This is a genomic window from Peptidiphaga sp. (assembly GCF_057238965.1).
Genome location: NZ_DBHHEV010000072.1, coordinates 1 through 12,605, shown reverse-complemented (window position 1 = coordinate 12,605; position 12,605 = coordinate 1). Strand labels below are relative to the sequence as shown.

The 12,605-nt window shown below is 61.2% G+C and carries 6 protein-coding genes and 1 pseudogene; 1 reads left to right on the top strand and 6 read right to left on the bottom strand.

The window, feature by feature from the left end:
* The 3 genes and pseudogenes from ACO48X_RS08670 to ACO48X_RS08660 all read right to left on the bottom strand — a co-directional run.
* Window positions 1–428 (bottom strand): annotated as a pseudogene (locus ACO48X_RS08670) (preprotein translocase subunit SecA); the annotation flags it as partial.
* Between the two features lie 113 nt (window positions 429–541).
* Window positions 542–2,953, bottom strand: a complete 2,412-nt coding sequence (locus ACO48X_RS08665; protein ID WP_485001684.1) for a 5'-nucleotidase C-terminal domain-containing protein — start codon at window positions 2,951–2,953, stop codon at window positions 542–544.
* Between the two features lie 219 nt (window positions 2,954–3,172).
* Complete coding sequence (locus ACO48X_RS08660; protein WP_485001683.1) at window positions 3,173–4,681, bottom strand: hypothetical protein; 1,509 nt, start codon at window positions 4,679–4,681, stop codon at window positions 3,173–3,175.
* 435 nt (window positions 4,682–5,116) lie between these two features.
* Here ACO48X_RS08660 and ACO48X_RS08655 point away from each other — a divergent pair, with 435 nt between their 5' ends.
* Window positions 5,117–5,863 carry a UTRA domain-containing protein gene (locus tag ACO48X_RS08655; RefSeq protein WP_485001682.1) on the top strand — a complete coding sequence of 249 codons (747 nt, stop codon included), beginning with the start codon at window positions 5,117–5,119 and terminating at the stop codon, window positions 5,861–5,863.
* Window positions 5,864–6,050: 187 nt separating this feature from the next.
* On the opposite strand, the gene ACO48X_RS08650 is transcribed toward ACO48X_RS08655, so the two are convergent.
* From ACO48X_RS08650 to ACO48X_RS08640, 3 genes are all read right to left on the bottom strand, one after another.
* Complete coding sequence (locus ACO48X_RS08650; RefSeq protein WP_485001681.1) at window positions 6,051–8,264, bottom strand: PTS sugar transporter subunit IIABC; 2,214 nt, start codon at window positions 8,262–8,264, stop codon at window positions 6,051–6,053.
* A 241-nt stretch (window positions 8,265–8,505) separates the two neighbouring features.
* A complete protein-coding gene (gene treC / locus ACO48X_RS08645) occupies window positions 8,506–10,269 on the bottom strand; it encodes an alpha,alpha-phosphotrehalase (protein ID WP_485001680.1) in 1,764 nt (587 codons plus the stop codon).
* Between the two features lie 915 nt (window positions 10,270–11,184).
* Complete coding sequence (locus ACO48X_RS08640; RefSeq protein WP_485001679.1) at window positions 11,185–11,520, bottom strand: hypothetical protein; 336 nt, start codon at window positions 11,518–11,520, stop codon at window positions 11,185–11,187.
* Between the last annotated feature and the right edge of the window lie 1,085 nt (window positions 11,521–12,605).

The window sequence follows — 12,605 nt, the reverse complement described above, 5'->3', positions numbered from 1 at the left end:
CCCATGAGCTCGGACTGATAGGAGGCGAGGTAGTCGTTGACCGTCACGACGTGCACGCCCTTGCCCGTGAGCGCGTTGAGGTAAGAGGGGAGCGTCGCCACGAGCGTTTTGCCCTCGCCGGTCTTCATTTCGGCGATGTTGCCCAGGTGGAGCGCCGCGCCGCCCATGATCTGGACGTCGTAGGGCCTTTGCCCGATGGTTCGCCGGGCGGCTTCGCGCACAGTGGCGAAAGCCTCGGGAAGGAGCTCGTCAAGGGTTTCGCCGTCCGCGATACGCTCCTTGAACTGCTCGGTCTGCCCCCGGAGTTCCTCGTCCGTCATGTCCTCGAAAGTGGGCTCGAGCGCATTGACCTGCTTTTTGATCGCCTCGAGCTTCTTCAGGGTGCGACCCTCGCCTGCGCGGAGGATTCTGTTGATGAACTTTCCCACTGGGGCTGTCTCCTAAGTCGTTGCGAGGCGCGGGGCGCCTGTTGCCTCATCCCATTCTAAGCGAGTTGTCTAGGCAGCTGTGAGTGGGAGACAACGCCCTCGGATGAATCCGCTCACGGACGACGGCGGAGGGAGGCTTGCTTGCGCCGAATCGCGACCCATCCCGCGGCGGCTGCGAGCAGGCCCGCAAACGCCAACGCGCGTGCATCCAGACCGGTCGCGGCCAACTTCTGATTGAAGGTCCGCCGACGGTCGGCGACGGGGTCCGGCGATCGGCGCGGGTTCCGCGCTTCTTGCCGCCCGTCCGAATCGCCGGCGCCCCGGGCGCCGTGTGCGCTTGGCGAAGCACCCGAGCCGGACGGCGCCTCGGAGCCGGACGACGCTCCGTTCGAAGCGGAGGGCGCCGCGCCCGAAGCGGACGGGACCGGAGAGCCGGAAGGAGCGGCGTCGGAGGGATCCGCCGAGCCTGGAGGAGCCGGCCGCGAAGGCGCCGCGCTGGCAGACGGGGCGCCGCCAGAAGGCCGAGCGCTCGCCGACGGAGCGGAAGCGGCGGACGAACTCGTGACAACCTCCCAATTTCGCTCGAAGAATACAGCCGGGTCGATGGTCTTTGCGCTTTGCGCGTAGTCGATGAGGAGCTGGCGAATCTCCTGCTGCTCGTCGTAGACGACGCGGGCATTGCCGCCCATGTGAGGGAATCCTCCGCCGCCGTTCTGCCGGTAGTTGTTGACCGCAAGGATCAGCTTGTCGCCGTCGCCCAGCGGCCGGCCGTCCGGATAGCTCAGGCCGACGATGCGGCTGCCGACCGGCTTCGACACGTCGATTCGGTACCGGAGTCCGGTGAGCGCATCGTAGTTGTAGTCCGGGATCCCGCGGGTCGCGCCGTCGTACTTGGCGTTGACTTTGCTCGGATCGAAAGTCGACCCCTCCGGGACCTGCACGAAGTACCGGGCCGAGTGCTCCAAATAATCCTTGAGCTCGCGCCCCGTGACGAGCACTCCGCCCAAAGTGTTGTCGAAGACGTAGAGCCCCGCGATGTCCTTGATCGTCACGTTTCCCTTCGGGAACACTGCGGTTCGCGAAAACGGCGAAGTCTGGGCGACGACGGGCAGGCCCTCGTACTTCGTCCCTTTGAGCCCGCGCCTGACGTTGTCGGCCATGACGCGGCCGACAAAGTCGAGGATGGGCGTGTCCTCGTAGTGCGACGTCGCCGATGTGAGCCTTTCCTTCGACTGGGCGACGACGGTGTTGACGTAGGCGACGGTCGCCTCGTGGTCGGCCTTCAGCTTCTTGTTCGCCGCGAATGTCGGCGAATCGGCGACTTGGTCGGCGTACTTCGCCTGGGCGAGCGCCCCGATCTGCGTATCGGTCCGAGGCCAGGAAACCTTGTAGCCGCGCCCGTTTTCGTTCGCCTTCAGGGGAAGCGTCACCTGCGAAACCGATTGAGCCCAATAGGTCGGTTGGGTGAAAAGCACCGGGTCCCCGTCGGGGGCGCGGAAGACTTTCGAAGGAATGTCCACGTGGGAGTGCCCGCCGACCACCACGTCGACGTCGTTGACTTTCGACGCCACCGATCCTGCCACATTCTCCTGGAGAAGTGCGGGATTCCAGGCCACGCCCTCCGCGTCGAGACCCGAGTGCACGAGCGCCACCACGACGTCGGCGCCCCGCGCCTTCATCTGGGGCACGTACTTTTGCGCCGTTACAACGGGGTCGCGAAACTCGAGTTTGCCGTCGACCACGGCCCTGTCCCACACGCGCACGCCGGGAGTGACGAGCCCGACCACTCCGATTTTGACTCTCTTCCCGCCGATGGTGCGGTCGATGAGGGTGTAGGGCGTGAAAGCCGGCGTCTCCGTACCGGCTTTGACGACGTTGGCCCCCAAAAGGGGCGCCTTCAGCTGGGCGCCGTAGTTTCTGAGGACGTCGAGCCCGTAGTTGAATTCGTGGTTTCCCAACGCCTGAGCGTCGTATCCGACGTCGTTGAAGGCTTCCGCCATGGGGTGCGTTCGCCCCTGCAACAGCTGCGGACGCTTCGCGGCCACGTAAGTCAGCGGCGTCCCCTGAATTGCGTCGCCGTTGTCGACGACCAGCACGGACCCTTTCGGCTTTGACTTCCGGGCGTTCTCGATAATCGTGGCCGCCCGCGCCATGCCGAGCTTGCGAACCCTCCCCTGCGGATAGGGCTGATCGCGGAAATAGTCCCAGTTGTATGCGTGTCCGTGGACGTCGGTGGTGGCCATGACGGTCAGATCGAAGGAGTCGCCCGACGGCGTCGGCGAGCCTCCCGCGTCAGAGGGACTCGGGCCGCCAGCGCCGGGCTCGACAGCCGCCCCGTCAGACCCGGCGGGCGACGGGGAATCGTCCCCTCCGCCGCCCCGGCCGGTTCCGTCCGCGACGATTTCGCCGCGAAGGCCCGCCGGATTTTGGACCGTCTGCGCGGCGTTCGCCGGGGCGGTCTGGGCCAGCAGCATGCATGCCGCAGCTGCGGCGGCGCTCGTCGTCAATCGTTTTTTCGCGCTCATATTCCCCTCCCGCGGAGTCGTGGATCGGAGGTCGTCGTGAGCTTTGAGTCTAATTCGAAAACTCCGCGGTCAAGCCGAAGGGCGGGCGTGTTGCGAAATGCATCGCGTCATATGCCGGCTTGACGTTTCCGGTGTCGGTCAGACGTCGCCGCCCACTGGCCCGCTCGCCGCCACACAGCACAGACGCCTCGCCCACCGGACGGCACCGCAGCCTGACGCTTAGACGTTGCCGTTGCTGTGGGGCCGCAAATTCTCCTCCTTCTGCTTCTTATGGTCCCAGGGGTCCACCCCGCTCCCCTGCGCGATGTTGCTCGCAACCGCGCCCAAAGCCTTTTGCGAACTCGCGTCGCTCTCCTGAAAATCTCGCATAGCAGCCCGGAGGTTGACGTTCCCTTCATCGACTTTCCACCGAAGATCTTGAAGCAGCTCATAGAGCACTTGGCGAAGCTCGGCAAACGCTCCGCCAGGCCCCGTCGGGCCCATTCCAATATTATGTTTGCGCCTAACGAGATCTACCATTGAAATGCCGGTCAACGCTTTGGCCGCTTTTTCGAGCTCCGCGGCTATTTGGGACATGTAACCACCCGTCGCTCCGTCGCCCACAGTCATCTGATTGACCGCATTCTCATCCATTCGGGTCGCCCCGGCGGCGTCTTGGATGGGCGCCGGGGTCAAATGGAAGAAAGTGTCTGTGTATCCGTGATTTGCCTTGTCCCCCAATACCAAGTTCATATTGCTACGCAAGTTCTCGTCGACAGCCTTCTCAGCGTTCCTAAAGTCTTCGCCAATTTCCTCAAAGGCTCTCTTGAGCTCTTTCATCATTCCTTCGAAATTGTCCGCTTCAAAAGTTGCTTTTTTTGCAGTTTTGCTGTCCTTTAACGATCTAACGTCCTTAAGGACCGCCAAGGGAACAGAAGCGCCTCCAGCCAGGCGCGCCGTCGCAGCCGCCCCTCCTCCGGGAATTGTTGCCGCCATGCAACCCCATATTAGAATATTCAAGAGCATGTCAAAACTAACACCGTCTTCCTCTTCGGCAATCTCCTCAAAAGCGCCTGTCGCCTTTTCGACCACCTCCACAACTTTCTTGCGCAGCTGCTTGAAGAATAGTTGCTCCGCCAGAAGCGTTTCGCCGTGAACGCGCGCCAACAAAGCAAGATTCCCAATCACAGAGGGCATCGACGTCACAAAAGTCGCACGGAACGTGTTGAACGCACTGCCTTCGAGCGCAGGAGCGTAGTCATTCATGCCTTTCAGCAGAGTTCTCATGCGACCGGGGGCGATTTTCTCAAGACTCTGGAGTTTGACCGTTGACACGTCTGTCGTCTTCGCCGCAGGATCGAGGCCCTCAAAGGACGTCTCCGACAGGACGGCTACGACCTTTTCCCTGTATTCATTTATTTTTCCGTTAAAACCATCCGAATAGGGATTGGGCAAATCCATCCATGGTTTTACAATCCTGTCCACCCGTTTACGAATCTGATCGAAAAGCTCCTTATAGCCACTACGTTCAGTCCTCTCCGGGGACGCAAATTCGCCGCCTCCTGTCCCATCCGCGTTAGGACGCGACATGGAGACACTCATGTCTAAACTTCCTAACTTGCCAGAAAGGACATAACTATTAGATCTTTTGTTCAAGGAAAAGTTAGAAGAACTACCAATATAAGCGTCTATCGCCGCCAGCTTGAGTTTACCCACAAGCTTTGGAAGATCGCGATATTCTGCGGACATGCCGACATCCCTCCAAGGTTAAACGTCTATTAATTTGACTGAGACATCGAACCGATCCGATGCCTGAGAAGCCAGCGCCAGGTCACGCTCAATAGGACATCTTCTCGCGGCCAGACTACTGGACAGGCACATACGCTTCAAGGGCGTCTCGCGTTTTGCAAACGCCGTCACGCAGCGCGAAAGTCGTTCCTACGTTCCTATGCGCTTCATCTTTCCCTACGTGCTTTTCCGCTTTGTTTAGAGTCAAGAAGTTCACCCTCTTCTCTTTAACAGTCCCAGTGTCGTTTTCCAAGCTCGTCATTCCCCATTGCGCGTCCTCCGCCTGATAAAATCGGTTCCGGTTTCCGTAAACGCGACGTCGAAGGCGAATGCCGCGAAGCCGCCTCGCGGGGCCGTTCAGATTCGAGATTACGACAGACAAGGAAAGTTTGATTAGTGGCCGATCCGAAGTACGATGTCATCTTCCAGATCCTGCGGCACAGGATTGAACAGGGAGAGTACAAGTTTCTGAGCCTGTTGCCTTCGGAGAACGCTTTGGCGCTCGAATTCTCATGCACGCGCAACACCGTCCGCAAGGCACTCGCCCTTCTGGCCGGCCAAGGCCACATCCTGACCATGCAGGGACGCGGCGTCCAGGTGATCTATCGGCGTCGGCCCATCCCGTCGCGTCCGCCGTCGACCTTCCTCCTGGGAGGAATCGAATCCCTCAAGGAGGCGGCCGACCGCAACGGTTTCTCTTTGAGCACCCGCATGCTCTCCCTGGAGGAAGGCTACGTGGACCGAGAGCTGGCGAAACGAAGCGGCATGGCGGTGGGCGAGGTTATTCTTCGTCTGCGCCGCTTGAGGCTGCTCAATGACGTGCCGCTCATTCTCGATGAGAACGTCTTCCTCAAATCGATCGTCCCCAGCCTCAACAGAACCATCGTCGAGAGCTCCATATACGCGCACCTCGAACACGAGCTCGGAGTGACGGTCGGCAGCGCCACGCGAACCGTCACCGTGGAGCCCGCGACCGAGGACGACGTCGAACTCCTCCACCTGGGAGGCTTGGGCTGCATCGTCGCTGTGACGTCATCGACCTTCGACACCAACGGTTTGCTGTTCGAGTACACTGTTTCGCGACATTCGCCCATAGGCTTCGAGTTCAACACGACGGCCCGGCGGCTGCCGGCGTCCATCTGATCGGCGACGCGGCCCTGCAACGGCGGTCCCACTGAGAGCGGAGCGACGTATCGGACTCGCTTAAAGCCGAAATCAGCGCACGGCGGCACTAGAACGTGCAGCTGGGCCGTGCGGCATCCCAACCGCGCGGCCCAGCCTTGATTTGTTCAGTCGGTCGAAGCGGAGCGCTTGGTGGCGCTGGCCGACGTCAGTTCGCGACCGGCTCGCGCCTGCCGAGCCGAACCTTCTCCACCTTCCGCTCGGTTTCCAGATCGGAGTCCTTGAATCCGAAGAGGTAGGTGCATGCGAAGGCGACTATCACCGTGACGAAAGACGCGATCCAGAATCCGGTGAAGCTGGAATCGATTTCTCCCGTTTGCTTGTTGATGAAGGACGTGAAACCGACGAACGCTCCGGTGAATCCCCACATGTTGACATTGAGGAGGCCGGTCACCAATCCGCCGACGGCTCCGCCGATCGAGGCGGTAATGAAGGCCCGTCCATACTTGAGGTTGAGGCCGTACATCGCGGGTTCGGTGACGCCGCACATTGCGGATATCGTCGCAGGCCCGGCTATCTGCTTGATGCGCGGATTCTTGGACTTCACCCAGATGGCGAGGGCTCCTGCCCCCTGGGCGATCATCGTGACGGAGACGATGGCGTTGATCTTCGATGGGCCGTTTCCATGGTAAGCGGCGAGCTGCGACGCAATGATCGGGATGACGGCCCAGTGCAGACCGAATATGACGAGCGTCTGGTACAGGCCGCCTATCACAAGACCGGCAAGAATGTAGTTAAAGTCGATGACCGAGTCAATTCCGTTGGCGATGAAGCCGGAGAAGAACATGACTAGAGGTCCGAAAACCACCAACACCAGGGTCGAGACGACGAAGATCTCGACCAATGGGGCGAACATCGAATGGATGACGGCGGGAATCCAGCGCTTCAACCAGGGTTCGATCTTTGAAGCCAGCCACGCCGCGATGATGATGGGGAAAATCGTAGAGGTGTAGGCCATGCCTTTCTCTCCAGTGGGCAACGCCACCGGAATGCCAAAGAAGTCCGCGTTGAAAACGGTATCGCCCAGCGTGGCGACGACATGATATCCTCCGCCCTTGGGATTTGACATCGCCACCAAGCTCGGGAAGCAGAGCACTCCTCCGATAATGGCCACAATGATCGGGTTGGCCCCCAGTCTTCTCGCCGCTGTGAAACCGACGATAATTGGCAGGAAGTAGAACATCGACGAAGCCATCGCATCGATGAACTTATATGTGTCGCTATTTGCTTCAACAACTTTATAGTAGGTGAGCAACGCCAAGATTCCCTTGAGGATGCCCGAGGCGGCGAGCACGCCGATGATCGGGATCATCGATCCCGTGATGACGCCGATCAGCGAGCTGAAGCCGTACTTGACCCAGCCGAACGGCGTCGTCGGGCGCTCCCTCTCCTCTTCGCCTCCGAGCACGTCATCTTCAGAGTTGCGAGGGAGGAGCTTGACAATCGATTCATAGACCTGGCCGACCTTCGGGCCGATGACCACCTGGTACTGTCCGGCGGCCCTCGCGACGTCGATCACCTCGTCGATGTCGATGACCGCCGAGTCCTCCGCCAACGCCTCGTCTTTGAGATAGAAGCGCAGACGGGTGATGCAGTGAATCACCTTGCGGACGTTGCCCGCCCCGCCGACTCCTTCAACAATGTTGCGGGCAGCCGCGTCGAGCTGGGCATGCTCTTCGGCCGACGCCGCCTTCTTCTTTCCTTTGCGTTTGTTTGGGCCACTCAGGCCGTTGTTTTTCATGGGATTGGTCCCTTCGGTTTTGGGAGCCATAGCGCCGGGCGAGGCTGAGCCGTTCGCCGTGTGAGCGGCGACGTCGGTCCCGTCGGAGGAGTCATCCGCTCCCACCCGAGCGGTTTTTGCCCTCGCCTGGGCTTTTGCGGCAGCTCCTTTGAGCGTGACACGCGCTGCCTCACCGCCTGCGTCTGCCAGGCCCGTCTTGACATCCAAAGAGGCGAGGCACTCGTCCCCATTGGTGAAAACCAGGACGGACTCCGTCTTCTTTCCCGCCGCAGCTATGCCTGCGAGGTCCATCGTCCCGATGGCCTCGCCCGCGCGCACTCTGTCGCCGGCGCTCACATTGAGATGGAAAGGACCGCCTTTGAGCTCCACCGTGTTGATCCCCAGGTGCAGGAGAATCTCGAGCCCCGAGTCCATCTTGAAGGCAACGGCATGCTGGGTTTCGGCGACCATGACGACTTCGGCGTCCGCCGGCGCAAGCACTTCGCCGATCAAAGGTTTGATTCCAAAACCCTCGCCCATCACCTTCGAGGAGAAGACGGGATCGGGAACATCGGGCAATTCGATCACTTCGCCAGTGAGAGGTGAAACGATCGGAATGCCTGAAGCGGGGATGTCAGACATGAGGCTCCTTTCAAAGCCAAGTGCAGTGAGGATATGCGTTTTGCGTGTTGTTGACTGCGCCGCCTTCAAGGCGACGCGGGGGCGCGGTCCCTGACGGTTCCGCGCACTCATCGGGTGCGCCGACCGTTGCTCGCCTGTGCCGCCTTGCTTGCCTCGCATGGACGCCTTGACGTCCGCCTCGGCTCGCTCGGCCCGCACACGGGCTCGCTCATCGGCCGTTTGTGTTCGCTCGCCGAGCGGTTTACTCGCCGAACGGGTCTGTGTGTATGAGAATCGCCAACGCCTCGTACGGGCGCAGGGTCAACGTCGGTTCGACGTCGTCCGCCGAACCGGGTTCAGGCGCCGAACCGAAACCGGACGCCGAGTCGAGATCGAGCCGCGAGTCCGGCGTCGAATGCGAACCGGGCCGCGATTCAACGCCGTTCTGCGAATAGTTCGAGATCAGAACCTCGCCGCCGAGGAATTCTTCGGGGATGGCGATCTCCGTCGCCCACGGGCGAAAATTCGTGAGAACCAGCAGCCTCTGCCCTTCGTGCTCGCGAATGTACGCGTATACGTCGGCGTGATCCATGGCGTACGGTTCGTACGTGCCGCGGGAGACGACCGCGCATTCCTTGCGGAGGGCGATGAGGCGCCGATAGTACGGGAGAATTCGGCCCGCAGACTCTTCCTCCTCGACGTTGATTCGATCCTGACCGGTGGGACGCAGCCAGGGCGCCCCGGCAGTGAACCCGGCGCCTTCGCTCGAATCCCACTGCATGGGGGTTCGAGCATTGTCACGCGCTTTCCCGCGGACAATCGCGAATGCCTCCTGTTCGCTGCAGCCGGACTCTACGAGCTCGGCGTACGCGTTGTGCGCCTCGACATCGACGTAATCCGATATTTGGGTGTAGCCGGGATCGGTCATGCCGATTTCCTCGCCCATGTAGACGAACGGCGTTCCCCGCAGGAGGTGGATGACGGTCGCGAGCATGGTCGCGGACTCGACGCGGTAGCGTCCCGGATCACCGAATCGGTTGATGGCGCGCGGCTGGTCGTGGTTGTTCCAGAACAGCGCGTTCCAACCTTCCCCTTCCTGCATGCCCACGGCCCATTCGTTGAGGACGCGCTTGAGCGCACCCATGTCGAAAGGCATGGACGTCCACTTCTCGCCGTCCTTGTAATCGACTTTGAGATGGTGGAAGCTGAAAACCATGTTGAGTTCGCGGTTGCGCGGATTCGAGTAGCCGACGCACGCCTCAACGCTCGTGGAGGACATCTCGCCCACCGTTATCGAGTCGGCGTCGCGCCCGAAGCTGGATTCGTTGAGCTCGCGAAGGTAGGCGTGAACGTCAGGGCCGTCCGTGTACATCTTCCGATCGTCGCTTCCCGCGGGCGCGTCGAGAAGCTCTGCGTCTTTCCCGATGACGTTGATGACGTCGAAGCGGAAACCGTGCACGCCGCGACTGCGCCAAAAGTTGACGACGTCGATGAGCTCGGCCCGCACCTCCGGATTGTGCCAGTCCAGATCGGCCTGGGTGAGATCGTAAAGGTGAAGGTAGTAATCACCGGTGTCGCCAAAGGGCGCCCACGCCGGTCCGCCGAACTTGGAGACCCAATTGGTTGGAAGGGAGCCGTCGGCCTTCGGCGGGCGAATGTAGTAGTAATCTTGGTACTTTTTTTCACCGGCCAGAGCGCGTTGAAACCACTCGTGGTCCGTGGACGTGTGATTGAGAACCATGTCAAGCATCACGCCTATGCCGTGGCGTCCCAAGGCGCCGACAAGCTCGTCGAAGTCCTCCATCGTTCCCATCGCCGGGTCGATGTCGCAGTAGTCGGAGATGTCGTAGCCGTTGTCGCGCTGAGGCGACGGGAAGAACGGACTGAACCAGACGTAGTCGACCCCCAGTGAAGCGATGTAGGGGACCTTCTCGATGATTCCGCGAAGGTCACCGACCCCCGTCCCCGTCGAATCCTTGAAAGATTTGGGGTAAATCTGATAAACGACGCTTTCTTCGAAGCTCATTCCATGCCTTTCCGTTCTTGAGAGTCGGCGCCGCAAAGACCGTAGTCGCCTCGACGACGGCGAACACCCAAAGGACCTGACCCGCTCATACGCCCCGAGCAAACGAAGCGACTCGACCTGCCTGAGCGCCGCGGCCTGCCGAAGCTCCGCAACTCGCTCAGGCTGCGTATGCCTTTGAGACGGTGTGCGCCGCGCAAAAGGCCCCGTTCATTCATGGGAATCAGTCGCAACCCGTTGGCAGGAATCAGTCGCAGCCACCCGCCGCGTCGACTAGACTCTTTGTGCCGACTCAGCGATGGATTCCATTTGCTCTCCATCGAGTTGCTCCTTATGAATACCCACGCTGCGGACGGATGAGCCCCTACACGCAGGAAACTTGTGTACGCGGTCCCAGATCGGCTTGTGCACGCGGTTCCTGGACGAAGTGCCGAGTCAAACCTTGTCGGCCCGGTGCTCGCAACCCAGTCCCCAACTTTCCAGGTCGTTCTTGTGCGCACAAGTTCAGCCTAAAGCAGAAGTTCCGCGTAGGCAATAGGAAAAAGCAGGCTTTTCCGAAGCTGAACGACATAGCATATTTGGTTTGCAGCATTCCGGCAGCCTCCTTCAAACATCGCATTTGCAGGGTTTGTCATGCGCGCCCTCAAAGCGACCCCATGGATCGGAGCGAACCATATCCGGACGAAATCTTGAATTCTTTGACCTAACGCTGAACGACGGCAACACCTTCGCATATGACCCCGCTGACCCCTGTGCAAAGTCAGATCAACGAAAAATCGATCCTAGTCACAGTTGCGCAACCGTTGGCATCACGAGTCGGGCTGGCGAAGCACGGCTCCATAGACCCGCCGTTGAGACGATCAAAGAGCCTCTGTTGAAACGACCGGCGACGTGGCTTCAGCAATCGGGAACGTGGCTTCAGCAATTGGGAACGCCTTCGAGCACCTCTCCGATAGAAGCCTCCGGTTCCTCGATCAGTTTGCACGGCCTGTCTTGTGGGATGCTTTCTGGCGGGTTGGTTGTGAGGTCGTGGTCGGCGTCCGGGGGCAGGAGGACGTTATGGGACGGCCGCGGGCGTTCGGCCTGCGTGATCTTTGGATCGTGTTGGATGCGGGCGGACGTCGGTTTGCCGGCCAAGGTTCGGCCCGCGGATCGCGTGGCCCGGATCATGTTGAGCGCGCCGTCCGGCCAGGCCGCCGTCGCGGAAGCCGCCCGCAGGGAGAAGGTGTGCGAGCAGCCGATCGGCCGATGCAAGGCCGGGGTGACTGAGGCGGGCAAGACCGCCCCGGGCGACCGGGAAAATCCCGGCCCGTGGCCCTGTGGCACCGAGTGCGAGGCCGAAATTGAAGACCTTGCCCTCGCACCGAGCAAGACAGCGGCCGAGTTGCAGTGCTGGAAAAGCGGAGGCTCTGCCAGGCCCTTTCAAAGACCCCGCGGCAATCCGGACCGTCGAGGGAATGCCGGCCTCGAAGGTTCTGCAAACTGCTTGACGTTCCCGAAACGGACCTGACGCCGCCGGCAAGCCCGAGCCCGCGACAGACGGCTCGTGAAAAGCTCGGGCACCCCGTGAAACCAGCGCGGACGACGCCGAGACACGGCTGCGACGACAAGCACCCGCCTAAGAGCCATGGCAAGGCCCGGGCCGCGGTACGCCGAACCGGAGAATCTGACCGTCGACGGCGCTGCAGACCATGGCTGCAACGGACTGCCGCTGCGTGCTGACTGCCAAAGACAACGGCGGGAGCCAGCCAACAGGACACGCCGGGATTCGCTGCCCCGCCCACCGGGCCAAACAAGGTCGGGAAGCTCGCCTCGGCGAACACAAGACACCGACGACAAGACTCGGCGACTCACCGGCGTTGCCGACCGCCCCTCAAAGCACGAGTGCCGGGCATCGACCGACGGAAAAGGGCCGGAACGACGCAATCGCAGGGGTCAAGCTCGCTTCGGCCCGGGGCGTGGTCGACGATCTGCGGCCGGTGGACCGCCTCACCGATCCCAACACCGGCGAAGCCATCCCGACCTCTCTGATCGCCGACGACAAAGGGCCGTTCGGCTTCGAACACGGCACCGCCCCCGCCCCAGCCGCGTCATACCCGCGTCAAAACTCGGACCACGGACCCAGAACCGCGCCCCGAGAGCGGCCCTTCCAGAGACTGAGACACAAGCGGTTCTGCCGCAAACAAGGCCGATAAGGCCCTCGACGCGGTCAACAGACCGACGCAAGCCCAACCACGTTCAACACCATCCGCCCACACGAAAGCCCTAGCCCAAAACCGATGCTCAAAGATCCGGCGCGGTTTGGCGAACTTTGTCGTGTGTGTGGTTTTTGGGGTGCG